General features: G+C 32.3%; 23 protein-coding genes. 8 read left to right on the forward strand and 15 right to left on the reverse strand.

Features of this window, described 5'->3' with window-relative positions; all coding sequences use genetic code 11:
* Positions 1-9: 9 nt before the first annotated feature.
* The 3 genes from D1817_10430 to D1817_10440 are packed head-to-tail and all read left to right on the forward strand — an operon-like array spanning position 10 to position 1,654.
* A complete protein-coding gene (locus D1817_10430) occupies positions 10-729 on the forward strand; it encodes a hypothetical protein (protein AXT20279.1) in 720 nt (239 codons plus the stop codon).
* Positions 730-993: a DUF2024 family protein gene (locus D1817_10435; GenBank protein ID AXT20280.1), complete on the forward strand. Its 264-nt coding sequence runs from the start codon at positions 730-732 to the stop codon at positions 991-993.
* 55 nt (positions 994-1,048) lie between these two features.
* On the forward strand, positions 1,049-1,654 hold the full coding sequence (locus tag D1817_10440) for a MarR family transcriptional regulator (protein AXT20281.1): 606 nt from the start codon (positions 1,049-1,051) through the stop codon (positions 1,652-1,654).
* Between the two features lie 24 nt (positions 1,655-1,678).
* Here D1817_10440 and D1817_10445 read toward each other — a convergent pair whose 3' ends face one another.
* From D1817_10445 to D1817_10475, 7 genes are all read right to left on the reverse strand, one after another.
* The gene (locus D1817_10445) at positions 1,679-3,451 is read right to left on the reverse strand and encodes an ABC transporter ATP-binding protein (GenBank protein ID AXT20282.1); all 1,773 of its coding nucleotides are present in this window, start codon (positions 3,449-3,451) and stop codon (positions 1,679-1,681) included.
* Positions 3,452-3,530: 79 nt separating this feature from the next.
* On the reverse strand, positions 3,531-4,520 hold the full coding sequence (locus tag D1817_10450) for a nitronate monooxygenase (GenBank protein ID AXT20283.1): 990 nt from the start codon (positions 4,518-4,520) through the stop codon (positions 3,531-3,533).
* Positions 4,521-4,522: 2 nt separating this feature from the next.
* Positions 4,523-4,966, reverse strand: coding sequence for a DinB family protein (locus D1817_10455; protein AXT20284.1), 444 nt, complete (start codon positions 4,964-4,966; stop codon positions 4,523-4,525).
* Between the two features lie 51 nt (positions 4,967-5,017).
* On the reverse strand, positions 5,018-5,431 hold the full coding sequence (locus D1817_10460; GenBank protein AXT20285.1) for a hypothetical protein: 414 nt from the start codon (positions 5,429-5,431) through the stop codon (positions 5,018-5,020).
* Positions 5,432-5,453: 22 nt separating this feature from the next.
* Positions 5,454-6,086 carry a MarC family NAAT transporter gene (locus D1817_10465; protein ID AXT20286.1) on the reverse strand — a complete coding sequence of 211 codons (633 nt, stop codon included), beginning with the start codon at positions 6,084-6,086 and terminating at the stop codon, positions 5,454-5,456.
* Between the two features lie 80 nt (positions 6,087-6,166).
* A complete protein-coding gene (locus D1817_10470) occupies positions 6,167-6,784 on the reverse strand; it encodes a DEAD/DEAH box helicase (GenBank protein AXT20287.1) in 618 nt (205 codons plus the stop codon).
* Between the two features lie 3 nt (positions 6,785-6,787).
* Positions 6,788-7,387 carry a thiamine phosphate synthase gene (locus tag D1817_10475; GenBank protein AXT20288.1) on the reverse strand — a complete coding sequence of 200 codons (600 nt, stop codon included), beginning with the start codon at positions 7,385-7,387 and terminating at the stop codon, positions 6,788-6,790.
* Between the two features lie 142 nt (positions 7,388-7,529).
* Between D1817_10475 and D1817_10480 the strand changes: the two genes are divergently transcribed.
* The 3 genes from D1817_10480 (at position 7,530) to D1817_10490 (ending at position 13,229) form a co-directional block, all read left to right on the forward strand.
* A complete protein-coding gene (locus D1817_10480; GenBank protein ID AXT20289.1) occupies positions 7,530-8,420 on the forward strand; it encodes a DUF2167 domain-containing protein in 891 nt (296 codons plus the stop codon).
* Between the two features lie 156 nt (positions 8,421-8,576).
* The gene (locus D1817_10485; protein ID AXT20290.1) at positions 8,577-9,668 is read left to right on the forward strand and encodes a metallophosphoesterase; all 1,092 of its coding nucleotides are present in this window, start codon (positions 8,577-8,579) and stop codon (positions 9,666-9,668) included.
* Entirely contained in the window at positions 9,669-13,229 is a 3,561-nt protein-coding gene (locus D1817_10490; protein ID AXT20291.1) for a hypothetical protein, read from the forward strand.
* A 402-nt stretch (positions 13,230-13,631) separates the two neighbouring features.
* On the opposite strand, the gene D1817_10495 is transcribed toward D1817_10490, so the two are convergent.
* The 8 genes from D1817_10495 to D1817_10530 all read right to left on the reverse strand — a co-directional run bounded on the left by D1817_10495 (position 13,632) and on the right by D1817_10530 (position 24,031).
* A complete protein-coding gene (locus tag D1817_10495; GenBank protein ID AXT20292.1) occupies positions 13,632-15,038 on the reverse strand; it encodes a hypothetical protein in 1,407 nt (468 codons plus the stop codon).
* A 634-nt stretch (positions 15,039-15,672) separates the two neighbouring features.
* On the reverse strand, positions 15,673-16,215 hold the full coding sequence (locus tag D1817_10500) for a hypothetical protein (protein AXT20293.1): 543 nt from the start codon (positions 16,213-16,215) through the stop codon (positions 15,673-15,675).
* A 56-nt stretch (positions 16,216-16,271) separates the two neighbouring features.
* Positions 16,272-17,636, reverse strand: a complete 1,365-nt coding sequence (locus D1817_10505) for a serine hydrolase (protein ID AXT20294.1) — start codon at positions 17,634-17,636, stop codon at positions 16,272-16,274.
* 166 nt (positions 17,637-17,802) lie between these two features.
* Entirely contained in the window at positions 17,803-19,710 is a 1,908-nt protein-coding gene (gene acs, locus D1817_10510) for an acetate--CoA ligase (GenBank protein ID AXT20295.1), read from the reverse strand.
* 99 nt (positions 19,711-19,809) lie between these two features.
* Complete coding sequence (locus D1817_10515) at positions 19,810-20,532, reverse strand: sulfite exporter TauE/SafE family protein (GenBank protein AXT20296.1); 723 nt, start codon at positions 20,530-20,532, stop codon at positions 19,810-19,812.
* 141 nt (positions 20,533-20,673) lie between these two features.
* Positions 20,674-22,404, reverse strand: a complete 1,731-nt coding sequence (locus D1817_10520; GenBank protein AXT20297.1) for a cation acetate symporter — start codon at positions 22,402-22,404, stop codon at positions 20,674-20,676.
* Positions 22,394-22,654 carry a DUF4212 domain-containing protein gene (locus D1817_10525; GenBank protein ID AXT20298.1) on the reverse strand — a complete coding sequence of 87 codons (261 nt, stop codon included), beginning with the start codon at positions 22,652-22,654 and terminating at the stop codon, positions 22,394-22,396. The genes D1817_10520 and D1817_10525 overlap by 11 nt, the downstream gene beginning before the upstream one ends.
* Entirely contained in the window at positions 22,655-24,031 is a 1,377-nt protein-coding gene (locus D1817_10530) for an alanine:cation symporter family protein (protein ID AXT20299.1), read from the reverse strand.
* Between the two features lie 189 nt (positions 24,032-24,220).
* Between D1817_10530 and D1817_10535 the strand changes: the two genes are divergently transcribed.
* Both D1817_10535 and D1817_10540 read left to right on the forward strand, forming a co-directional pair.
* Complete coding sequence (locus D1817_10535) at positions 24,221-25,069, forward strand: CPBP family intramembrane metalloprotease (protein AXT20300.1); 849 nt, start codon at positions 24,221-24,223, stop codon at positions 25,067-25,069.
* 101 nt (positions 25,070-25,170) lie between these two features.
* Entirely contained in the window at positions 25,171-26,079 is a 909-nt protein-coding gene (locus tag D1817_10540; GenBank protein ID AXT20301.1) for an AraC family transcriptional regulator, read from the forward strand.
* Positions 26,080-26,136 lie beyond the last annotated feature (57 nt).

Consider the following 26,136-nt stretch of genomic DNA (forward strand, 5'->3'; position numbering starts at 1 on the left):
AATAGCAAAATGAAATCAATATTCACATTATTTTTAGCAATAACTTTATTAAGCACATCCAGTTCTTGTGCACAAAAAAGCAGTTACAACAATAACAACTTCGCAATTAAAACAGTGAGCGTAACTCACAAAGCAGATTTAGGAATCACCGTATGGCAAATAGCTGTAAACGGTATTGCTGGTAAAACAACTCCCGTTGCAGTTGGGCAACTTGACGGCGCCCCAGTTTTAGGGTATGTGTTTCCGACAAATTTAAATCCAACTGATGTAGGTTTTAATCAGACTGAAGGAATTGTTGCTTTAGCATTAACCTCTCATCCTGATTTTGATGATACACCATTATGGGATGAAAACAATGATAAAAAGTTTGACAATGATGGTATTATATGGCATCCGCATTGGGTAGTACTTCACGAAGATAAAAGAGTTGCCGGTGGGCTTTCGGTAAAACAGTTTAAAAAAGCTGATAAAACAGTGGTTCTTCCTCCTACTAATCCGGGAATGCCTATGTATATGGATTCTCCAGGATTTCCGGTTACAGCAAAAAGTAATACTATAAAAGTGGTTGTTCCTGATTATAGAATAAATAATCGAACAGATTTTAGTTATGATGGGGTAACCGCTTTTATGAAAGTAAACACTAGTAAAGATAATATGCCTTTATTAGGGGTTTACGAAGTTTATAGTGTTGCCAGTGGCAATTTATCATTACCTTATAAAGTAAATTAGATGGAAATTTCAGTTTGGGATACTTACGTTACAAGAGAAGATGGCAAAATCATGCATTTTGATATTTTGGTACCTAGCAATTTAAAAGACGAAGAAACCATATTAGGATTTGGTAAACACTATCTAAAAAGTAAGCCTTTTAAAATCCTTAAATTAACTGCAAATGAATGTCGTTTTTGTCATATTGAACACGCTACAGGCGATATGATAATTGCTATTAAAGACAAAGGTTATACAATTATAGAAATGGAAAATTGCAATTAATTTAATTAGGATTACTAACTTAGCCTGTCGAACTATTTTTCGGCAGGTTTTTTTTATGAAGAAAAGTATATTTAACCCAGAGCAACAACAAAACGATATTTCTAGTAAGATCGTTGCAGGACTTGAGCGTGTTTCTGAAGTCTTTAAGGTTTTACTATGGGAAAAAGCAAAACTGGTAGGTTTAAGCCCTATTCAAATTCAGATATTGCTTTTTGTAGCATTTCACAAGCAGGAATTATGTAACGTGAGTCATCTTGCAAAAGAGTTTAATGTTACAAAACCAACCATAAGTGATGCTATAAAGATTTTAGATAAGAAGCAAATGATTGTAAAAGATTATTCATCTTTAGACAGTCGCAGTTATAGTATCGTATTATCTGATACAGGAAAAGATATTATTGCACAGACTCATGATCTTGCACAACCTTTAAAACATCATATCGATAGTTTTAGTTCAGACAATTTGGAAAGCTTATTCAAAACATTAAGCGAACTGATCTACAAATTAAATCATACCGGAATATTGTCTGTACAACGCACATGCAAGAGTTGTACATTTTATGAGAAAAATAAAACAACACATTATTGTAATCTGCTTCAAAAAAAATTATCAGATCACGATATTCGTTTAGATTGCCCAGAATATGAAGAAAAAGTATAGATTACTTCAATTCCTTTATTCATCTTAAATTTTCGCCTGATAGGTATATAAATCGTAATAACGTCCTTGAAGTGCAATCAGCTCATCATGTGTACCACGTTCTACAATATGACCGGCTTCAATTACTAAAATTTGATCTGCTTTTTTAATGGTACTCAATCGGTGTGCGATTACAATTGTAGTACGCTCTTTAACCAGTTCTGTTAAACTCTTTTGAATTAAAGCTTCACTTTCAGTATCCAGATTTGATGTTGCTTCATCTAGAATAATCACTTTTGGATCTGCTAAAATAGCTCTGGCAATAGCAAGCCGTTGGCGTTGCCCTCCAGATAATTTAACGCCTCGTTCTCCAATTAAAGTTTCTAATCCATCTTCAAATCGATCTGTAAACTCATTTACATAAGCTGCTTTTACAGCGTTTTGTAATTGGGCTTCGGTTGCATTTGGTCTTGGGAACATAATATTTTCTCTAATAGTACCTTCAAACAAAAATTCGTCTTGTAATACCACTCCTAAATGTTGTCGATAACTACTCAATTTAATTTTAGACATATCTTGCCCATCAATAGTGACTTTCCCTGATTCTGGGTTTAAAAAGGTTGCCGATAAGCCTGCAATAGTTGATTTTCCTGATCCTGAGCTTCCTACTAGTGCCACTACCGATCCTGAAGGTGCTTTAAAGTTAATATTGTGAAGTACTTCTTTACCTTCATCATAAGAGAAAGATACATCATCAAACGCTATATCACCTTTAATTTTGCCTAACTGAATGGTACGGTCTTCATCATCCTCTTCTGCCATTTTATTCATTAATTCTTCGGTACGGTCTAATCCAGCTAAAGCTTCTGTAAGTTGACTCCCTATATTACTCATCTGTACAATAGGTGCAATCATAAACCCAAGCAATAATGTAAAGAATAAAAAATCACCAGTAGTCATTGCTCCTTGAATCATATAATAGCCTCCAATACCCATAATCCCAGTAGTCGCAACACCAATTAAAAATGTGGATGAACTGGTCATAAATGCAGTTGCGGTTAAACTTTTCTTCACATTTTGATACAATTCATCAACTCCTTTTTCGAAAACTTTGTTTTCTTGTTCTTCAGCATTAAATGCTTTAATCACACGTACACCAGCAAGTGTTTCAGTTAAACGCCCTTTTACAACAGCATTTATTTCTCCTCGTTTTCTAAAAATTGGTCGAATATATTTAAAAGCTTTTAGAGCAATAATTCCGAAAATTGATAATGGAACAAATACAAAAAGCGTCATCCAAGGATTTAGATTTATTAAAAGAATTAAAGAAACAATAGCCGTAAAAGTTCCTCCTACCAACTGTACCAATCCTGTGCCTATTAAATTTCGAACGCCTTCTACATCACTCATAATACGAGATACTAAAGCTCCAGATTTAGTATTATCAAAAAAGTTAATAGGGAGTGAGAGTACTTTTTTCTGTACTTGTGCTCGTAATTCACTAATTAAATACTGTGCTTGTACACTTAAAATTCGTGTGAGCAAAAACGAAGTGACCGATTGGATTGTAATCGCAGATATGACGATAATAATTAACGTGTATAATTGATCATAATTTTTATCTGGTACCACCTCATCTAAGAGCACTTTACTTTGCCAAGGTAAAACTAAGCCTGCCAAGCTTCTAAGTACAATTAATACAAGACCAATAAATACTAAATTACGTCGTGGCCATATAATTGTTTTAAATGCTTTACCAATGGTAACTTTAGGTTTTGTTTTTGGGGTAGCTGCAGATTTATTTTGTAGTTCTTTCATTTACTTCTGTGTTATTAATTTAGCACTGTAAAAAGTACATCATTCATAAAAGAATCTTTTAACGTCGTTAAAACGAAGCTTAAAGTATCTTGAATTCGTTCCAGATAGAATCTATCAATTCCTGTACCGAAGGGATATCATGAATATTATTGACACTATGTCCTGCATAATTTGCCATAGTTTCCACATCACCTGTCATACCTTGTAAAGGACTATCAGAATCATATCGCTCTATAGGATCGTTATTGGCACGTCTGGCAACAATATCAAATTCTCCGGGACGCTCTCCAATAACAGGACATCCAGCAGCCTCCCACAGCTCGGTAGTTTTATTTCTTAAAATACGATGTGCAGCACTATCCCACCCTTTATTCATACACACCGTGAAAATAGTATCTTCAGCTTTGGCCTTTACCAGTGCGTTTTTATATTTTAAATGAGCTCCACTCTCTTTAGTAGCTACAAAACGTGATCCCATGACTACTCCAGCAGCGCCCATTGCCATATATCTATGCATTGCTTTAGCATCGGCAATACCTCCAGATGCAACAACTGGAATACCATCTGCAAGCTTAAGTATATTCTCTAAAATTGTAAGCAATGGTCGAGAGGATTGTACATGCCCTCCAGCTTCGATCCCTTGACATACCAGATAATCTGCTCCTAAAGCAATGGCTGTTCTTGATGCTTCAAGATTAGTTACTTGAATTCCCATTACTCCATTAGCTGCTCTTATTAAATCTATCATTTCTGGTGTGGGCATCCCCCAAGAGAATTGTATTGTTTTTACCCCTAAATCTAAAGCAGTTTGTAAAGCAACAGGCTCAAAATTCAACACAAAGTTGGCATAGAATGGTTTATCTGTTTTAGATCTAACTTCTTTAATCATTGCTGTTGCTACTTCAGGACTAGACCAGCTTAATGGTATCCCACCAAAAGCACCAGTATTAGAAACTTCAGCAACTAAATCACTTGTAACCGTTCCTCCTGCTGGAGCTTGGATAATTGGAATTTCAATACCCAATAATTTTGTAAGCTGCTGTGCTCCTTTATTTAATTTATAGTTCATGATTAATCTAGTAGACGTCTGTGATAATTAATTTGCCCTAAATGATAAGATAAATGCATTACTAGGTGTACTAAAAAATATTCTATAGTAGTTTTTTCTTTAAAAGTGCGCCAGATAAATTCTTTTTGTAAATCTTCTGGTGTTAATTTATGTAATGTTTGCTCTACAATTTTAATAGCGTCATCTACTTGACGCAGTAATTCTGCTCTGGGAACATTTTTTTGTGTGAATTCTAAATCTCGTTGTCTTACATATCCTGAATGCCCTAAGTTTTCACCTATGTATGCATTTAAGTTTCCAACAATATGTAAACATAAGTTTCCTGCAGAGTTTTTAATTTTTCCATTTATAAGCCACAGATTAGCTTCTTTTTTATATAATTGGATCTCTGTTTTTAAAGCGTTTAAATCTCTGGTGAATAATTTAATTAAAGTTTCAGTTAGCATTTTCTATTGTATTAATCTATTAGTACTACTCTATTCTTGTCACGAAAATCATTAGTCAAAAGATAATAAGTCTGGTTCTAAAAAAGTAGATTTTGCAATTTTAGAATTAAACACATCTATATTATAATGTGACGCTAACAGTTCTTTAAAATTGTATTTTAATCGAGGTAATTCTGCTATAAATGTTTTAAAGTCATCAGTGTCAGATTTTAGCATAAAATGATATACAGCTCTAACGGCAGCAACGGTTACCGTTTTATTAAACTTATCTACAGCACCTAAAACAGTGACATAATTTAAAAGCTGATTACATATAAGGTCTACAGCAGTTTCTACACCATCTTGAGTAATATAAATCCAAGCTAATCTAAGGTGTGCTTCGTGATTAAATAGTTTAGGGTCTAGAGTTCCGTTTTTAAATTGTTTTTGAAACTCTGCATCATTTAATTGATAATGATTTGTCATCCTATAAAAATAGGAAATATAATTAGAATTTTATTTGAGATACGATACTTACTACCGAAGATATGATATACTCCACTCCTATCGCAATGACTATGAATCCAATAATACGAGATAGAGCGTTAATTCCTGAGGCGCCTAAAAATTTCACTATAAAATGACTGCTTTTTAAAATAAAATAGATAAGTAAGGATACTAAGATCATAGCTCCCGAAAGCACTAAAATATCTTGAGTCATTTGATATTCCTGATTATATGCAATAAGCAACGATATTGTTCCTGGTCCAGCCAGCATAGGAATGGCCAATGGTGTTAGCGAAATACTTTCTCTGGTTTTAATATCGTCTTGTACACGTTGACGTTTCATCCCCTTATGTTCTTTAAATTTACCTGTTAGCAATGCAAAACCTGATGATGCAATAATTAGTCCGCCAGCAATTTTTAAAGCATTTAAACTAATTCCAAAAAAAGAGAGTATAAACTTGCCAGCAAAAAAAGATAATATTAAAATTACAAGCACATCTATTGCTGTCCAAAACGCTGTAATTGAGCGTTCTTTACTCGTATTTTCTTGAGTTAGCCCTACAAAAACAGGTACGGTACCTAAGGGATTCATGATTGAAAATAAAGCACCAAAGCTGGTTAAAAATAGTTCCATGTTTTTTTTACAAAATCACTACTTTTTACGCAATCTTTAATTACAGAATAATTAAACTAAGGTTATGAAACTGTAAAATACTATTCTTTAAATTCTATCACTCGGGCATTGTACATAAACGTGTCTTGCCAACGTTTAAATCGTGCGTCAAATGTTGAAGAAAATACCACATACTGGCATTTGTTAATACTTTCTGGGGTTCGGGATACTTCTCCTTGTGTATTGGTAGTAAATAAAAACTCGGCATCTTCAACAATAAATAATTGTAACTGCCCCAGGTGTATGCCATTAAGGTAAAAGATCTTATTTAATCGTTTTGGAGTAGCGATCACAATATCTGTTCCAACATAAATTTCTTCGCGTTGCGAATCGATATTATGCTCCTCATAAAGTGCATATACTCTTAAATCTGTGCCTTTAGTATAGATCTCGAAGTGCTGTTTTAATTCTAATGCTGCTTTTTTGTCTTTTACAAAAATTAAAGCTCTAGGGGCATCTTCAAAAGCTTTCCCTTTTAGCTTTTGGATCACACTAAGGATTAATGTTGTGGTTTTTCCGCTACCATCAGGGGCAATTGCAAAAACACTGGCGCCACCTTTTATTTTAGGTAAGATCTGCTTCTGGAATGGTAAAGGTGCTTCAAAATTATTTCGATGGATGGCTTCCTTTAAAGGCTCTATTAATTTTTTAAATGACATCTCTTATTTTTTAGTCGTTGTAAATGCTTCTTGTAAAGCTTTAAAACTTTCTATAGGATGATCACTATTCCAAACACCACCTAAAGCACCAACACCTTTGAAACCTAACTTAATAGCATCTGGAGTGGTTTGAGCATTAATACCTCCCATTCCTGTGATAAATTTTGGAATATGGCGCACATCAAAGCCACGTCCTTTCATATCACTTTTAGAAATCGCTCCAAACACTGGGCTTAATATAAAATAATCAAAATCTATTGTTTGTGCTTCCAAGTCTTCAGGTTCGTGATACGAACTGCTTACCGAAAACTCTTTAGATTTAAATCCGTTTACATAATTTTCTAATGCTTCTCCATGACCCCTCCAAATACGTTCTTCTAAATGAATACCTTTTAAGTTGTATTCTTTGGCAAGCTCGTGAAAGTTATGAATCACTATAAACTGATGGTATTTTTTATTGACTTGATCTAAATATTCTCGATGCTCATCAATTGATTTATTAGGCTTTCTAAAATGAAAATGTGTTAATCCAACTTCGAATAATTGATGTAAGATGTTTATTTCATTATGGGTATCATTTTCTGGGGAGATAAGGAAGATCATAAGTTTATAACATTCGTTTAAATATATTGCAATATTAGGAAATCATTTGAGAATGTGTTCACAGAATATCATTTCACTCTTGCATTATTTTAAAACTTTTGTATATTGTTAAAATTCTTACAAAAACCAAAACACTAATCACATGAAACAACTAACCATTACTTTATGCTTTCTTTTTACATTATGCATTTATTCACAAGAAGAAATTGATACTACCGCTTTTGATTTAGAACGTTATAATTTTGTGGTAGATAGCATTGATAGCTCATTTACTTATCTAACTGGAGTTATCGATTTAGATAATGGTTTAGCTACTTTAACAGTTCCTGAAGGGTTTAAATTTTTAGATGCAGCGCAAAGTAAAGTCGTATTAACAGATCTTTGGGGGAATCCACCAAGCAAACCAATAGGTTTATTATTTCCAGAAGATATGACACCAATGCACGATGCGTTTACTTATTGTGTAGAAATTGAATATTCTGAAGAAGGTTATATTGATGATGAAGATGCTGCTGATTTAGACTATGATGATCTTTTGGAAGAAATGCAAGATGATACCAATGCTGCCAATCCAGATCGTATAGCTCAAGGTTATGGAGCTATGGAGCTGGTAGGGTGGGCTTCTCCTCCATTTTATGATATTGACAATAAAAAATTACATTGGGCAAAAGAGCTTCATTTTGAAGGTGAAGATAGTAATACACTTAATTATAACATTCGCGTTTTGGGGCGTAAAGGATTTTTAAATTTAAATGCTATTGGTGAAATTGATGTTTTAGATACATTTAACCAAGATCGAGATAACATACTTAATAGTGTAGAATTTACTAGCGGAAATCGTTATGCTGATTTTAACCCTAGTGTAGATAAAGTTGCTGCCTATGGTATAGGTGGGCTTATCGCTGGTAAAGTACTTGCTAAAGTTGGTTTTTTTGCAGTGATCGCTAAATTTGGGAAGTTTATAGCAATTGGTTTTATTGCTCTTTTTGCTGGATTACGTAAACGTATATTTGGCGGAAAAAGAGAAGCTTAATTTGTTTCATTTAAACATTGATGATTTCAAGAAAAAGATTAGGCCTTATCCTAAATATCACAAGAACCGTAAGTTTTCTTAAGATTATTAATTTTTGATAGTGATTGCAAAAAAAATCCTACTAAAATATATATCTTAGTGGTTTTTAATTCATAAATGCGAATAGCTCACTTATCAGATATACATTTATCAAAACAGAATTATAAGGAATTTAACAACAATGTTCGTGAATCTCTTATATCAGATTTAAGTGGTTATAATTCTGCAGATAAGCCAATAGATCTTATAATCATTACTGGTGATTTGGTTGACAAGGGAGGTCATTCTCTTATGGAAATTCAAGATTTCAATGACCAACAAAACCCTTATAAAATTTTTGAAAAAACATTTATAGAACCTATATCAAATCAATTAGGAATACCAAAAGAAAAATTCCTATTTATACCGGGGAATCATGATATAGACGAAAATGAAATTCGTTGGATTGACGAGAAGAGATTGAAACAATCTTTAAATAGTTCTACAATAAATGACATACTAATTAATAATAAATTCAATTTTAATAATGATAATTATAGAATTAAATTATTCAAAGAATTTGAAAAGGAATATCATCAGAATACCCCAAATTATATTTTCAGTAATAATGAATCTACATATATATATGAAGTTAATAGTGACCTAAATATCGGTTTTATTTTAATTAATGATTCTTGGAGATGCTCAACCTGTAGTTTAGACAATCCTGAACTAAACCATCATTTTTTCGGAACAGACCAGTTATATAATGGAATTAGAGAGCTCAAAAATAAAACACCGAACCTTACGATCTGTTTATTTCATCATTCAGTAGAAGATTTATATGAAAAGGAAGAAGTAAAAAGAATTCTTACGACGAAGGATATATCATTTTTTTTCTATGGTCATCATCATAATACTAATTCTACAAATCATATAAATCCTGTTGGCTCTTGTTATGGGTTTCGTGGTAGAGCAACATTAAATAACCCTAATGAAAAACAAACTGAATATCAACCTGGATATCAATTATATGATATAAACTTTGGATTAAGTAAAATAGAAGCAATTCATTACAGAAAATATGAATATAAAATTTCAAGGTTTGTTGCTGATACTAGTTATGCACCAGAAAGCGGAATAGATAATAATGGTTATAAATTTACTCAGATTCAATCACCAAATAAAGCTCTGTCTGCTTTAGATATGTCAAACTTTAAAATGAAATAAATGGAATATTACGAAGAAAGACATATCGTAAAATTTAGGGGTAATGACATAAACTTTTTCTTCAATGAAGTTTCGACCAATAATACATTAAGTGAAACCTTATCTAATACTAATAAGATTATTTTATTAGGAAGTCCTGGAATAGGAAAAACTACAGAATTAGAACACTTGTTTTCCAAGTTATGGGAAGAAAAAGATGTAAATGGTGTAGTACCAATTTATATAAACTTAAAATACTTTAGAACTGGAGGTAATTTTGAAGAACTAATAGTTTTTGAAGCTTGGAAAGATTTACCACAAGTGGTTTTTATACTAGATGGTTTAGACGAAATTGTAAATATTCAAGATTTTATTTCTGCATTTCAATTATTTACAAATAAAAATGAAAAAGGTAACTCAAAATATGTTATAAGCTGTAGAACAAATATTTATGATAAATATTTAGTTGATATTACTGATTTCGATGTATTCTTTCTAAAACCATTAGGTTCAGAACAAATCAATAATTTTTTAGATAATAAATATGGAATAGACAGGTCAATATTTAATTATAACGATGAGTTTGTCGATTTGCTTAGCTCTCCCTTTTTCCTTGATTTATTTGCGGAATACTATAAAGAAAATTTAAAATTACCTGAATATGTAGGTGAAATTTGGAGCTTGTATATAGACAGAACTCTTAAAAGGGATAAACAAAAATTTGTAAAACGAGGAATTCAAAATAAAGGAAGGGTTATCGATTCATTGAGAAAAATTGCTGTTGTAAATGAATTAAGACATCGAAATTATATAGATGAAACTGAAATGTTCGATGTCTTAGGTGATTTTTCATCAAAAATAATAGAATGCTCTCTTTTAGAAAAAAACTCAAGTTCTGAAAATTGGAGTTTTTTACATAGACAAATTCAAGAATATTTTGTAGCTAATACTCTAATTAATAAGACTTTTGATGAAATATTAAATTTTATTAAAATTGAAAATCTCGATGCTATTTATCCTTCTGTGTATAATTCATTGTCATTTACCATAGATTTATTTGAAAAGGATAATAAAACTCTAGAATTGTTACTTGAATGGCTTGGGAAAAATCAACCTGACGTATTATTTAAGGCGGATTCTAATAGATTAAATAAACCGCTTCGAAATCTAGTTTTTAAGCAGTATTTTACAAATGAATGTATAGAAAAGGAACTTTGGATAAACACTAATAAAACAATTGATGTTAAAGAAATTGCGTCATTTGGAGATACTCAAGAAAATTTCCAATTTTTGATAGGTATCATTTCTGAAAATACTTTTCATTATAGAGCAAGGTTTTCGGCAATTGAATTAATATCCTTTTTCAACTTGTCCCAAACTGATAAAGAATTTTTAAGGAACTTTTTTATTGATATAATACCAAAGTCAGAAAATGGAATTATAGCAGAAATAATTAATGCAATTTTAAGTCTTGAATTTTATAAAGATCCTAAATATTTAAATAAACTTTTGAGTTCTATTAAAGATTTAACAAATAAAGAGATAAATAGGAGTATTCTAAATATATTACTCGAATTGAATATTGATGATTATTTTCAATTTTTATCTAGAGAATTTTTATATGCCCATGGACTAGAACAGCGTAAAGAAATTGATAAGGTTTTAAGAGGTAATAGGTATATTGTTAATGAATTAGTACTTAAGCTTAAAAACCCTGAAAACTTTTTAGAGTTAGCTAAACATTTTTTTAATAATAACATAAACACATCTGGATATGAGGAATTTTACAACAAGCTAATTGAAAGGTTAGTAGATATAATAAAAGAAGACACAAAATATCTTTTCAAATTGTTAAGCTCTGTTGGAGAGGAATATAGATACTTGATTAGAAAAGAAATTTTTCTCAAGATTATAAAGGGTAGTTCCAATGAAGAAAAGATAATTGAGTACCTATTGTCTAGTTATTCATTTGAAAATATAGATTACTTCATTGCAAGAATCGTTACTCCAGAATCTTTGAATATAGTTTATAAGTATATTCAAAGCATGGATTTACCTGCCGATAAAGTTGAACGTTTTAGAAATTTCATTGGAAATATAAATTCTAGAAAAACAGCAAAAATATTTAATGATTCAATGATAGAAAGGGGGTATTCTTTTAAAGAAAAGGTTCTAACAGAAGAGAATGCTACAATACAACAAGGAAAATTTATCTCTTCTCTGAAAACTAATATAGATGTTCTTTTTGATTATGATTATTTAATAGAAGAGTTCAAAAAAATTATATCTGAATATGGTGAAATTACTATAGAAAATATTAGGAAGATAGAAAGTGATTGGTATAAGTCGAATGGTTCTTGGAATTTTATTGAAACTAGAATTTCTATATTAAGTCATATATTATTTAAAACGAGTATACGAAAAATTGATGAGGAGTGTTTTAAGGATTCTTTAGAAGATAAAAATTTAATTTTAACAAAACTTCAATTTTTAATTGAACGTTATAAAAGCTCTAATTGGAATATTGGAATTTCAGATGAACAAAAACAAATTATTATTTCTTGGATTACTTATATCGCTGCGAATATCGATTTTAAGAAGATTATTAAACTTCATAGTGTTGGATCTTACAGTCAACATTATGATTTTGATAAAATAAAAACAGTATTTTATTATCAAAAATTGCTGAGTATTTCTCTTCCAGAAGAATTCTTACTTAACAGTATCAGGTTTTATGAATTGGATAAATCTAGCGAACTTGACGAGAGTTTCAATTACCTTAAGGAATTAATTAATAATAAATTTGCTTTTGATGCTCAAATCATCTCTAATATTAAAGAAGGTAATCTATTCGCATTTTCTTTATCAAAGCATATAGCCTATGCAATAAAATTCGAATTAAAAGAAACCTATAGTATTATAAGAGAATATTTTAAGAATACTGACTCTGTTTATAATGAATCAAGAAAACTTGAAGACTACGTTTTAGTATCTAAGGATATACAATTATTAAAAGAGATAGCAATTGATGATGAATCTTGGAATCATTGGTCAGCATTAAAAATTCTTGTAAAACATAATTGGGAATCTGAATTCTGTAATAAAAGAGCACTTAATTACTTAGAAACTAAGAAGGAAAAATTTACCACAGAAGCTCTATCAATCCTTTTTTCATTAAATTCTCCTAAAGCAATAACTTTATTTTTAGAGAATATAGAGAAAGACGGTTTATCTAAAATGAGATACTTAGACCTTAAAAACTATACTTCTGATATTGATAACGAATTATTAAAAAAATTATATTTTATTTTTTATTCTAAAGAAATTGATAGGTTTGATTCACATCATGCTAGATCATTCTTTTTCTCCTATATTGTGAATATAGGAATAAAACATTTGGATAATTTTGAAAGAATTAATAATCTTTTAAAAGAAATAAAGGAGATAGAAGTAGCAAAGGGGAATGATTTATTCTATATAAACCTTTTAATAGATGATTTTAATAACAATTATATTTTAAGTAAATCCAAACCTTTTACATTACAGGAGGCTCTAGATAGGTGTTCCGTGTTATTAAAATAGAACAAAATCCTATTCCATCTTATGTAAAATATCCCAGAAGCTGTATTTATTCTTAACTTTGAAAATTCATCCTACACCTATAAAATGCCAAAACCTAAAGGACAAAAGAATACCAAAAACAAAGCCAAACATTCTAAGCTTATGGCAAAGAAAGTGAATATGTTTAAAAAGGAAGAGGCGCTTCGTAAAGAGCGTTTAAAAGCTATTGTGCGAAAAGCGAAGGAGGGGAAATAGTTTTTAGTTTTGAGGTCTATTAAACAGATTGCTTCGTCACTTCGTTCCTCGCAATGACGTGATTATTATCAACTCCAATTTAAAAGATTACCAGCGTCGCTCTGCTCCTCGTAATGACGAGGTAAGTGAAAAATTTAAGTTACCATTCAAATTAACTCCAAGATAAACTTATTTACTCGCAGTTCTTACATAGCGCTGACTATATGCAATGGATCGCTTTCCTCCTGCCCAGCTTCCATAAGGTCTATAGGATGTAGGGCTATGTGGATTGTAATCAGAAATTTTCATTCCATGATGATAGTAACCGCCTCCGCGATAACCATACCCGCCTTCTTCTTTAATTCCTTTTGGCCAATCTGTATTTGTTGCTGTTCCTTCTTTAGAGATAATCCCATCTCCGTGTGTACCTGTATAACTTCTGCCTATCGAATCACCTATGCTAACACATTTTTCCCATAAACTTCCTGATAAATCCATTACCCAATAATAAGAAGCTCCATATACAGCTCTATTTACGTCATTGAGATCTTTTTCTGTAATACCATCGGTAAATATTAATTCGTCATTCAGTTCTACTTTACGTTTAAGTTCTTTTGTGGTATCTGTACCCCAAGGAAATTCATGTATAAAAGGATTGGCTGTTCCTCGTGCCGCTTTTGTAAACTCAAACTCTGTCATAGGCCTTAGGCCTGCCCAGTCTGCTAAGGTAGCTCCATCGTCCCATGTAATGAAATTAGCAGGCCTGTTATAGGTTTCTGCTTTATAATAGTTGTTTGTAAAGTGAATACCTCCTTTTTTATCATAATACTCTTCTACGTTATGCGGCGTTAAAGTACTTGCTAACTCTGGTGAAAGGGCATTTAGAAAATCTGAATAAAATCCTTGTGTTGTTTCATATTTCATCATATAAAAAGCATCATGTCCTTTAGGAAATGTAGCTGGAATAGTACCCTTACTATCACCTCTGTACGGAGATCTTCCAGTTACATAATATAAATTACCAGTTGATGGACTTACTTGAATGACTTGCTTTTCATCTGAAATTAAATACGGTTTTACTGGGTTTCCTGTGGCATCAGATTCATAAAATGAAGCATATTTAACAGCATCTGGCTCTGTGGCTCCAACATAAAAGTCTCCTTTTGGAATATAAACCATTTCTAAAGCAAACACGCTCACTTTAAAATCATTGGAGAGTTGTTTTGCAACAGATTCATCTAATTTTAATTGAACTTTCCAGTTTACATCTCCACGATATATTTGAGATAAGTGAACAAAAATACCTACTCTATCTGATGGTAGTTCAAAAGCACCTTGCTGTGCTCCTTTTATAGTATGCTCATCCTTTGCTAGTTTGCCATGAATAGAACTCCCTTTGCTATCTATAAATTTAATAAACACCCATGCTGCATCATAGTTTTTCTGATTCTTCCAGCTATTTTTCCAAGATAAATCGAAATTTACTATTTGCGTTTTCTTATCAAAAGAAATTTGTTTGACTTGAATATCGTTCGCAAAATTTAGCGATGGAATTAATATGCTTATCGCAAGTAATAATTGTTTTAACACTCTCATAATCTGTTGTTTTATCCAAATATTATAAAAGTATATCAAAAAAGTGACTCATTTAGGTGCAAAACGGTTCAAGATTGTTAAAATAGTGTTAAACACGAGTTGTTTGCTATATCATTGCAAAAAGGCATTCATTCTTGATTCTATAATAATCCGTAATTTTGAAGTGATTTCACACCTATAAAATGCCAAAACCTAAAGGACAAAAGAATACTAAAAATAAAGCCAAGCATTCTAAGCTTATGGCAAAGAAAGTGAATAAGCTTAAAAAGGAAGAGGCGCTTCGTAAAGAGCGTTTAAAGGCTATTGTTCAAAAGGCGAAAGAGAGTAAGTAGTAGTTTTTAGTTTTGAGGTTCTATTATACAGATTGCTTCGTCACTTCGTTTCTCGCAATGGCGTGATTAATTTTGTATAGCTTCTATTTGAAAGATTACCGCGTCGCTCTGCTCCTCGTAATGACGCAAGTTTGTAATTATTTTACTCTAATAACATTAAAATATAAAACGTAACGTCATTGCGAACCTAGTGAAGCAATCTGTTTATTATGTAACTCTGATTAGAAAGATTACTTCGTCACTTCGTCACTTCGTTCCTCGTAATGACGAGGTATACTATAGTTTTTAATATTTAATTATACTTAGCTTCTATATTTTTCCATATACCCATTCAGTTTTTCGTTTAATTGATGATAACTTATCTCTAATCCAGATCCTACAATATTAAACGGAGAGTTATATTTATTAATATTAAATTTCATCAATCTTTTTCTAATTAAATTTGTTTCTTTCTCTAACCAATACTCAGGGTTATGAACTCTAACTATCATTATTTTTGTTCTTTTAATTCTTATTTGATCAAAAGCATAAATATCATTCCATTTAATAAACTCTGTTAGTGATTTTTTAGGATTTATATTAAGTCCGTTAGAATCCATAATCAAAATTAATTGAGGCTTTATTAATCTTTTAATCCCTAGAACTACTCCAATTCCAAAAAATAGAATTGCAACAATACCAATGCTTCGATTTAAAATTGAAGATTCTATTTCAATATCCAAAAAATTAGTATCTAAATTATCTGCGTTTATTATAAGCCATACTCCATAAGCAACAAATATGCTTGATATAAGTAACATAGGAATTGACTTTTTTTTACTAGTATACACTTCTGTTTTATCCATAAATTATATAGCTGTTTTAATCGTATGCAATTGATTTTCTTTCCAAAATGGCTATACTACTCTATTTTTTTACCAGGAACATTTTGACCTCCTTGATGTAATGTTAAGCTTTCAACCTTACCATTAGCATCTTTATTAAAGGTTACACTAGCTTCTACTACTTTTAAGAAAAATTCGTTTTGAGCAGATGCAAAAATTTCAAATTGTGGTTGCCCTGTGGCCTGAACAAATAACTGTTGCCCTGTTCTTGTAACCACGATATGAAATTCCGGAGTTAGCTCATATTTACCTACATAAGTTTCTAACACCTCTTCAGCCACAGTAATTTCTTCTACTTTTTTAGGCAGTGTTAGCTTACGAGTAGGATCTAATACTGCTAATCCTAAATCATCTATACTTTCTGTAGAATTGGTTAATACGACTACTCCTTTTTGAGTGCCTTCTATAAATCCAGCAAAAGCCCTATATCCTCCAGTACCTCCGTTATGCCATATAACTTTTTTACTATCACCTGTATTGGCATAATGCCAGCCTAGCCCCATTTCAAAATTTTGTGCTGCATTACTATATGCAGATTGATGACTTAGTTGCATCGCTTTAGACATAGGTGTGTCTTGGGGCGTCATATTTGCTTTAATGAATTTTACCATATCACTAGCTGTAGATCGGATCCCTCCTGCTCCTGCTAAACTATTAATATCCCAATTTTCTGCTTCTCGTCCGGCAGTGTGCCCTTTTGCTAGGCGTGCTTTCATAGCTGGTGTAAAGGCAATTCTAGTATCACCCATACCATAGGTGTTTGCTATTTTTTCTATCATTAAGGCTTCATACCCCTTACCACTTTTTAATTCTAGAATATGCCCTAGTAAGCCCATTCCGTAATTAGAATACTCATATGATTCTCCAATATCTCTACTTAACTCATGTGCAGATAAAAAGCTATATACCTGCTCTACAGAATAATCGGCAAACGGATTATTAGGGTTTGCTGGCGTAAAATTATCTGGCATCCGAGGTAATCCAGATGAGTGTGTTGCCAGATCTTTTAATGTAATCTCTTTATCATTTTGGGTTGGAACTTTTACTCCTTCAGGTAAATATTTAGAGATGGGGTCTGATAATTTCATATTGCCTTGTAGTACTTGATCTGATAACATAATGGTAGTAAACGTTTTTGATATCGAACCGATTTCAAATACCGAATTCTCATTAACATCAGTACCATTGGTTAGTGCAGTTTTACCATAACTAAAATATTCAATAGCATCACCATTGATATACCCGACTACAATACCTACATTTTTATCGGTATCAACTCTGGCTTTTACGAATTCTTTTATTGAGGAAGGTATTTTATGTTGTTGAGCTTTAACTACAACACTCATACATAATAAAACGAGTAATAGAGTAATTTTTTTCATAATGACGTTGATTTAGATAAGATTACAAAAATTATAGTATGCATACAATTTTTTGTAGTAATGATTATTAGCAAACATTAATATGACGTTTGTTTGCTAATAGTGTTACATTATTAGATATGCTTATTTAAAATGCCGCTTAAAAAACTCTTGTTCTCTTAAATATTTAAAGAGCATTATCTATAATATCCTGTACTACTTCTGGGTTTAATAGTGTACTAATATCTCCCAATCTTGAAGTGTCTTTAGCAGCAACTTTACGTAAAATACGTCTCATAATTTTACCCGATCGGGTTTTTGGCAAGCCATTAGTAAATTGAATTTTATCCAATTTTGCAATAGGTCCGATATGTTCTGTAATGATCTGATTGATCTCTTTACGTAAATTATCACGATCTCGATCTGCTCCAGTTTCTTTTAGAGTTACATAACCATACAGTGCATTACCTTTAATATTATGAGGGAATCCAACAATAGCCGATTCGGCAACAGCAGGGTGCTCATTAACCGCATCTTCTATTGGTGCGGTCCCTAAATTATGTCCAGAAACGATAATTACATCGTCTACACGTCCTGTAATACGATAATACCCTACCTCATCGCGTAATGCACCGTCACCAGTAAAATAACTGTTTTCGTAAGCCGAGAAATAAGTGTCTTTATAACGTTGGTGATTGCCCCAAATAGTTCGTGCCATAGATGGCCAAGGGAATTTGATACACAAACGTCCGTCTACCTGGTTACCGTTTACTTCATGACCTTGCTCATTCATTAAAGCGGGTTGAATCCCCGGAAATGGTAAGGTTGCATAGGTTGGTTTTGTAGGGGTTACTCCCGGGATAGGAGAAATCATAATGCCTCCTGTTTCGGTCTGCCACCACGAATCGATAATTGGGCATTTTTTCTTTCCGATATTATCGTTATACCAGTGCCACGCTTCTTCATTTATAGGTTCTCCAACTGAACCTAGTATTTTTAAAGAGGATAGGTCATGACGATTAACCAGATCTAAAGATTCTTTAGCTAAAGCACGAATAGCTGTGGGAGCTGTATAAAATTGATTGATGTTATGTTTTTCTACAATCTCCCAAAAGCGCCCAAAATCGGGATAGCTTGGTACGCCTTCAAACATTACCGTAGTTGCTCCATTAGCCAATGGACCATAAACAATATAACTATGCCCAGTAATCCACCCAATATCTGCTGTACACCAATACACATCATCTTCATTATATTGAAACGCATTTTTAAAAGAAAACGCTGAATACACCATATATCCTGCTGTGGTATGTAGCATCCCTTTTGGCATTCCTGTTGATCCCGATGTGTATAAAATAAATAATGGGTCTTCGGCTTCCATTATTTCGGGAGCACATTCTTTAGAGGCTGCATCTAATAAAGGCTGCAACCATTTATCACGAGAGCTATTCATATTAATAGTACTCTCTATTCGTTTTACGACTAGAACAGTATCTACGCAAGGGCAAGTTTCTAAAGCTTCATCAACAATGCCTTTTAAATCGATAGTTTTTGCACCTCGGTAAGCGCCATCTGATGTGATTACTAATTTACAATCACTATCATTAATACGAGTCGCCAATGCTGTTGCTGAGAAGCCAGCAAATACTACAGAATGGATTGCTCCTATTCGTGCACAGGCTAGTAACGAAATGGCTAATTCAGGGATCATAGGTAAGTACACACATACACGATCTCCCTTTTGAATGCCTTGTGCTTTTAATACATTGGCAAATTGATTAACACGCTCATATAATTCTGAATAAGTAATATGTTGTGCAGCTTCGTCTGGATGATTAGGTTCAAATAAAATGGCTGTCTTATCGCCCCTTGCCTCTAAGTGTCTATCGATACAATTTTCTGTAATATTTAGTTGAGCACCATCAAACCACTTTACTTCAGGTTTTGTAAAATCCCAACTTAATACATTATCCCATTTTTTACTCCATACAAAATTCTCTTCTGCTATAGCCGCCCAAAACGTTTCTGGATTATCTACAGAATCTTTATATGCTGTTTGATAATCTTCGAAATTGGTAATGTGATAGTGACTCATAGCGTTGCAATTTTTATATAGCCAATATTACTATAAAATTTAGCAAATTGGAAATCGAGTACTTATAAAAATCTCATAAATTTTAACTAGAATTGTCCGCTATGATTTAAAGGTTAAAACAATTCCTGAAAGTAGTAGTAAGAACATTAATCCTTTTTTTAGCATCACTTCGTTTAATAAAGAATACATTTTTTTTCCTAAAACTATTGCTAGGATAAAAAATGGGAAAATGTATAAAGAATAATACAAATGTGTTTCATTAAGTAATCCCGTATAAGCCAGTGCAGGAATTCTTAAAAATGTAACCATCCCTAAAACACCAAACATAGTCGCTCTAAAGATTTTCATATTTGGTGTTACATTTTTAACGATAATTACATATAACGGACCGCCTATAGAAAATAATCCAGAAAAGAAACCTCCTAAAAACCCGAACAAAAATTCTAGTTTTGACCAATTACGTGTTTCTTTTTTATCGAAATACGTATAAGCTACATATAGTATGATAAAAACACCTAATCCCTTTTTTAGAACTTTTGGGTTACCAAAACTCAGTACCCAGGTTCCAACCGCTACTCCTATAATAGACGATATGATAAGGCCAATAATAACTTTCTTGTTAATATCCCTCCACTCTCTAGCCACTAAATAAATACTTGCAAAACCATAAAATAGTGTGACGTACGAAATAGCGTCAGGAAGATCTAATACAAACAAAAGTATAGGCATTGCAACTAGCGCCCCTGCAAAACCTACTACGGTTTGCACAAAAAAACCACAAAAAATACCAACGATTATAATAATTAGTGCAGCTGTTTCCATACTTGTTTTTATGATTTAATGAAAACAAATGTAGATTTTAAAAAATCATCTTATTTCTATTTTAAGATGTTTTTATTAACGATTTAAAAAAAATTGTTAATAGTATAAATCATACTAAATCAGTAGGATTACTATAGTAAATTAATGTTTTACAGCTTTATTTGCATTATTAGGAATTCTAATATCATCTACAATATCTTGTACCTCTTGAGGTGGTGTTTTTGTGAATTGCATCACTACAAGGGCAACTATAAAATTAAGGCACATGGCTATCGTTCCAAAACCTTCAGGAGATATCCCGAACCACCATTCGCTTTTGTCTGGTAAAACAGTATCAAACCAACCCAATTTATATTTCATCATATAAAGTAACATGGTTATAATTCCGACAAGCATACCAGCAACTGCTCCTTCCTTATTCATTTTTTTATAAAAAATCCCTAATATAATAGCTGGAAAAAAAGATGCCGCAGCCAATCCAAAAGCAAGAGCTACTACAGCAGCTACAAATCCTGGTGGATTAATACCAAAATAACCCGCTACACATACCGCACCAATAGCAGATAATCTTGCCGCTAATAATTCTCCTTTTTCTGAAATACCAGGTTTTATTACTTTTTTAATTAAATCGTGTGATACTGATGATGAAATGACTAATAGCAATCCAGCTGCAGTAGATAATGCTGCTGCTAATCCTCCTGCAGCTACCAAAGCAATTACCCAATTAGGAAGTTTTGCAATTTCGGGATTTGCCAATACCATTATATCTCTATTAACTACAAGTTCATTCTCGTTCTTGTCAGCTAAATATTGAATGGTTCCGTTATTATTTTTATCTGTAAATGTGATCAACCCTGTAGTTTCCCATTTTTTAAACCATTCTGGTACCTCAGCATAAGGCTCATTAGAAACTGTTTCGATTAAATTTGTTCGTGCAAAAGCTGCTACCGCTGGTGCTGTAGTATATAAAATTATAATTAATAGTAATGCAATTCCGGCAGATTTACGAGCATCTCTAACGCGTTTAACAGTAAAAAAACGAACAATAACATGTGGTAATCCAGCTGTACCCACCATTAAAGCCATTGTAATTGCAAATACATCAATTAATGATTTTGAGCCTTGTGTATATTCAGCAAAACCGAGTTCAGTGCTTAATCCATCCAATTTATCAAGTAAATAAGTTCCTGATCCATCAGCTAATTCGCTACCAAAACCTAATTGTGGAATAGGGTTGCCTGTCATTTGAAAGGAAATAAAAATAGCAGGTACCATAAATGCAAAAATAAGTACACAATATTGTGCTACTTGTGTATAGGTAATACCCTTCATCCCACCAAGAACAGCATAAAAGAGTACTATGACCATACCTATAATAACTCCTGTATTAATATCTACTTCTAAAAAGCGAGAGAATACAATCCCTACACCTTGCATCTGTCCAGCGACATAAGTAAATGATACTAATAAGGCACAAAACACGGCTACAATACGAGCCGTTTTTGAGTAATATCGGTCCCCAATAAAGTCGGGTACTGTAAATTTCCCAAATCTTCTTAGGTAAGGTGCTAATAATAAAGCTAATAATACATAGCCTCCTGTCCAACCCATTAAATATACCGCACCATCATACCCTCCAAAAGAGATAATACCCGCCATAGAAATAAAAGATGCGGCACTCATCCAATCGGCAGCAGTGGCCATTCCGTTAGCTAATGGAGAAACACCTCCACCAGCAACATAAAATTCTTTGGTAGAACTGGCTCTTGACCAAATGGCAATGCCTATATAAAGTGAAAATGTTAGGCCAACAAGAATGTAAGTCCAGGTTTGAACACCTAGTGATCCAATTAACAGCAAGTTATTCGTCATATCCGTACTTTTTATCAAGCTTATTCATTAAGCGTACATATACAAATATGAGAATGACAAATACATACATCGATCCTTGTTGTGCAAACCAAAATCCTAATTTAAAGCCTCCAATTTTGATTGTATTCAATATATCTTTAAAGATAATTCCAGCGCCATAGGACACTAAAAACCAAATACCAAGTAGTATTAAAACATATCTAATATTTTCTTTCCAATAGGCTTTAGCTTTATCTTGATCAGGCTTCATTTAAGCATCTGTTTTAAGTTTCTGAATATATTTTTTCACTTCTTTAACTACACGAGGAGCCATAATAAGTGTTGCAAGCATTGTTGGAATTGCCATTAGTGCAAAGACACCATCAATGAGATTAATCATCATACTTAAGCTCGTAGTAGCACCAAGGATAATACTAATAATATAAAAGTAATTATAGTAGTGTTTTTTATTCGCGCCAAATAAGAAAGACATACACTTTGTACCGTAATAAGAATAAGAGAATAAAGAAGAAATACTAAATACCGCTATACACAATAACAATAAGTATTTACCAACCCCTGGAATAGCATTATTAAACGCTGTAGCAGTTAAACTTACACCATTAGCATCAGATGTTTGCCAAACCCCAGTAACTAAAATTGTTAAGGCTGTTAGTGTACAGACTATTAGCGTATCGATAGCTGGACCTAACATTGCCACTAAACCTTCACGAACAGGTTCTGAGGTTTTTGCTGCCCCATGTGCCATTGGTGCTGTACCAATACCTGCTTCGTTAGAAAATGCACCACGGCGAATTCCCAGTATAATTAATGTTCCTAAAGCGCCTCCAAAAAAAGCATCTGGTTCTATATTATTAGCAGAAAAGGCATCTGTGAAAATTAAACCTAAGTATTTTGGAACAACATCTATATGAACTCCCAGAATAATTAATACCGATACAAAATAAAGTACCACCATTATAGGTACTAATCTAGATGCTGTTTTACTAATCCTGTTAAGCCCTCCTAAAATAACTATCGCTGTTATAGATACCAATATTAAAGCTATAATTAAATTTGAGGTTAACCCTACTTCTACTCCATTAGGAGTTAATAAGATATCGTTTATTGCCTGTGTTAGTTGATTTACGTTAAATACTGGTAATGCCCCTATTAATCCACAGATACTAAACATTATGGCCAATGGTTTCCATGCTTTACCCAAACCTTCCATAATAAAATACATAGGCCCACCTTGTATTTCTCCATTACTATCTTTACCTCGATACATAATAGCTAAAGCAGAAGTAAAAAACTTAGTAGACATTCCCACAATGGCACTTACCCACATCCAAAATACGGCACCAGGACCACCTATGGTAATTGCTACAGCAACTCCAGCAATATTCCCCATCCCTACAGTTGCAGATAATGCTGTTGTTAGAGCTTGAAAATGGCTAATTTGCCCTGGGTCATCCGGATTATCGTACTTACCTCGAAGCACTTGTATAGCATGTCTTAAAAAACGAAATGGTAAAAACTTAGATAGTATTAATAAATATAAACCTCCTCCTATGAGTAATATAAGCAATGGCAGCCCCCAAACAAATCCTGAGAATGCTGAAATAGCTTGATCTAATTTTTCCATATAGTTTTTTAGTTAGTTAAATGAAGTTATAAATGTAAGAAAAACTTAACGTTACTGTTGCATTGTTTATCTCTAGTTCTGTTTATGAAGTATAACTCATTAAGTTAGATGTTTTTAAATTGTAACGCTTATATGTTTCTTTAGACCTATATTTAGAATTCATTTAAATTTTTTAGCTAATCTAAATTTATGGATGCAAATTTGAAAAAAAATAGATCGTTTTTAAAAGATGCTATTTTGCCAATCCTTATTTGGGTGGGGATGATATTTGCATTTTTAAATGTTAAACACATTCCTATTGAATTTAACGGAAGTGATGCTATTGTTTTCCGTTATGCAATAAAGTTTGTATTCACCATAGCCTTACCACTTTTACTTATTTATCTTTTATATAAGGACAAACGTGATTTTGGAATTTATTTTCCTAAATATACTGAGGGATTTAAATTAGCATTTAAGGGGTTTTCTCTTGCTGGACCTGCTTGTATCTCTTTTTTAATTATTGGTGCTTTAGGTTGGAGTTACGAATATTGGCAAGGTGCTTTAGTTTTAAGTATTGCTTTTTTTATAGTGCTTTATTTTATTCCAAAAGTAACAGCCAATTTATCCACAAGGGATGCTATTGGGGTTCCTAATAAAAGAATTACTTTCATGACTTGGTTAAGTGTTCTTACAATAATTATAGCGTATTTTACTTATGACTATGCTCCTGTGATTTCAAAACTATTATACTATACATTTATAGTGGGTTTTGGTGAAGAGTTATTTTTTAGAGGTTATATACAGTCCTCTTTAAATAAGTATTTTGGCAAACCATTTTATCTTAAAGGGGTTTCTTATGGTTGGGGGCTAATAGTTTCCGCTGTTTTATTTGGATTGTCTCATGCGTTAGTTACCGTACCACCAACTTGGCCTTGGGCAATATGGACAGCCATACTGGGGTTTACTTTAGGTTATATTAGAGAAAAAGAAGGTTCGATTTTAGCTGCTGTATTATTACACGCAATGATAGATTTTCCTTTGGCTTTTATATCGTAAATTAACCATTTGAAATCCGTAAATTGTGTTATTGATAAAGGCATTTGTGTTACTGTTAATTCAATAAACAAAATACATTTGTAATTATTAAAAGCTGTGGTATGCAAGAAAAAATAATCAGAATAGAATCCATTAGTCAATTACATGAAATGATGGGGTTTAACAAACCCACACATCCTCTTATAAGCATTATTGATGTTTCTAAACTTGAAATAGGTAAGGAATGGGTTAATGTTAAAACAACATCCAGTTTATATTCTATTGCGCTTAAAGATTCGAGTTGTGGTTTAGAATACGGAAGAAATCATTACGATTTTAATGAAGGTACATTAATATTTACAGCTCCAGATCAGGTGACATCTGTAAATAAAGAACAAAGGTTAAATGAAATTCAAGGGTGGATGTTATTTTTCCATCCCGATTTAATAAGAAATACAGCATTAGGTAAAATTATAGATAATTATACTTTTTTTTCTTATGATGTTCATGAGGCTTTACACTTATCTGATTTGGAACAAACAACAATTACAGATTGTGTCAACATGATTCAAAATGAAATATTAGAACGAATAGATAATCACAGTCAAAAAGTAATTGTTTCGAGTTTAGAATTACTTTTAAATTTTTGTTCAAGGTATTATGAACGTCAGTTCCATACGCGTTCGGCACAACATAAAGATATTCTTTCTCAAGTAGAATCGTTGTTAAAAGATTTTTATAATCGTGATCAATTAACACAGCAAAGCCTTCCTTCAATTCAATATTGTGCAGAAAAAGTACATTTATCTCCTAATTATTTGAGTGATTTACTAAAAAAAGAAACTGGTCGTAGTGCAAAAGATCATATTAATGATTTTATAATAGATAAATCTAAAACAATGTTGTTAAGTTCTACCGATTCTGTTAGTGGTATTGCTTACTCATTAGGGTTTAATTATCCTCATTATTTTAGTAGATTATTTAAATCCAAAACAGGCATGACTCCTCAAGAATACAGGTCTTTAAATTAGTTATTTATAAACTCATTATTAATAAAAAGGAAGCGAATCGCTTACTTTTTTAATTTC

The sequence above is a fragment of the Flavobacteriaceae bacterium genome, assembly GCA_003443635.1.
GTDB lineage: Bacteria > Bacteroidota > Bacteroidia > Flavobacteriales > Flavobacteriaceae > AU392.

What these genes read in the sequence shown, in the direction of transcription:
- D1817_10430 (AXT20279.1), top strand. Translation starts at nt 10, where the DNA reads ATGAAATCAATATTCACATTATTTTTAGCAATAACTTTATTAAGCACA.
- D1817_10435 (AXT20280.1), top strand. Translation starts at nt 730, where the DNA reads ATGGAAATTTCAGTTTGGGATACTTACGTTACAAGAGAAGATGGCAAA.
- D1817_10440 (AXT20281.1), top strand. Translation starts at nt 1,049, where the DNA reads ATGAAGAAAAGTATATTTAACCCAGAGCAACAACAAAACGATATTTCT.
- D1817_10445 (AXT20282.1), bottom strand. Translation starts at nt 3,451, where the DNA reads ATGAAAGAACTACAAAATAAATCTGCAGCTACCCCAAAAACAAAACCT.
- D1817_10450 (AXT20283.1), bottom strand. Translation starts at nt 4,520, where the DNA reads ATGAACTATAAATTAAATAAAGGAGCACAGCAGCTTACAAAATTATTG.
- D1817_10455 (AXT20284.1), bottom strand. Translation starts at nt 4,966, where the DNA reads ATGCTAACTGAAACTTTAATTAAATTATTCACCAGAGATTTAAACGCT.
- D1817_10460 (AXT20285.1), bottom strand. Translation starts at nt 5,431, where the DNA reads ATGACAAATCATTATCAATTAAATGATGCAGAGTTTCAAAAACAATTT.
- D1817_10465 (AXT20286.1), bottom strand. Translation starts at nt 6,086, where the DNA reads ATGGAACTATTTTTAACCAGCTTTGGTGCTTTATTTTCAATCATGAAT.
- D1817_10470 (AXT20287.1), bottom strand. Translation starts at nt 6,784, where the DNA reads ATGTCATTTAAAAAATTAATAGAGCCTTTAAAGGAAGCCATCCATCGA.
- D1817_10475 (AXT20288.1), bottom strand. Translation starts at nt 7,387, where the DNA reads ATGATCTTCCTTATCTCCCCAGAAAATGATACCCATAATGAAATAAAC.
- D1817_10480 (AXT20289.1), top strand. Translation starts at nt 7,530, where the DNA reads ATGAAACAACTAACCATTACTTTATGCTTTCTTTTTACATTATGCATT.
- D1817_10485 (AXT20290.1), top strand. Translation starts at nt 8,577, where the DNA reads ATGCGAATAGCTCACTTATCAGATATACATTTATCAAAACAGAATTAT.
- D1817_10490 (AXT20291.1), top strand. Translation starts at nt 9,669, where the DNA reads ATGGAATATTACGAAGAAAGACATATCGTAAAATTTAGGGGTAATGAC.
- D1817_10495 (AXT20292.1), bottom strand. Translation starts at nt 15,038, where the DNA reads ATGAGAGTGTTAAAACAATTATTACTTGCGATAAGCATATTAATTCCA.
- D1817_10500 (AXT20293.1), bottom strand. Translation starts at nt 16,215, where the DNA reads ATGGATAAAACAGAAGTGTATACTAGTAAAAAAAAGTCAATTCCTATG.
- D1817_10505 (AXT20294.1), bottom strand. Translation starts at nt 17,636, where the DNA reads ATGAAAAAAATTACTCTATTACTCGTTTTATTATGTATGAGTGTTGTA.
- acs (AXT20295.1), bottom strand. Translation starts at nt 19,710, where the DNA reads ATGAGTCACTATCACATTACCAATTTCGAAGATTATCAAACAGCATAT.
- D1817_10515 (AXT20296.1), bottom strand. Translation starts at nt 20,532, where the DNA reads ATGGAAACAGCTGCACTAATTATTATAATCGTTGGTATTTTTTGTGGT.
- D1817_10520 (AXT20297.1), bottom strand. Translation starts at nt 22,404, where the DNA reads ATGACGAATAACTTGCTGTTAATTGGATCACTAGGTGTTCAAACCTGG.
- D1817_10525 (AXT20298.1), bottom strand. Translation starts at nt 22,654, where the DNA reads ATGAAGCCTGATCAAGATAAAGCTAAAGCCTATTGGAAAGAAAATATT.
- D1817_10530 (AXT20299.1), bottom strand. Translation starts at nt 24,031, where the DNA reads ATGGAAAAATTAGATCAAGCTATTTCAGCATTCTCAGGATTTGTTTGG.
- D1817_10535 (AXT20300.1), top strand. Translation starts at nt 24,221, where the DNA reads ATGGATGCAAATTTGAAAAAAAATAGATCGTTTTTAAAAGATGCTATT.
- D1817_10540 (AXT20301.1), top strand. Translation starts at nt 25,171, where the DNA reads ATGCAAGAAAAAATAATCAGAATAGAATCCATTAGTCAATTACATGAA.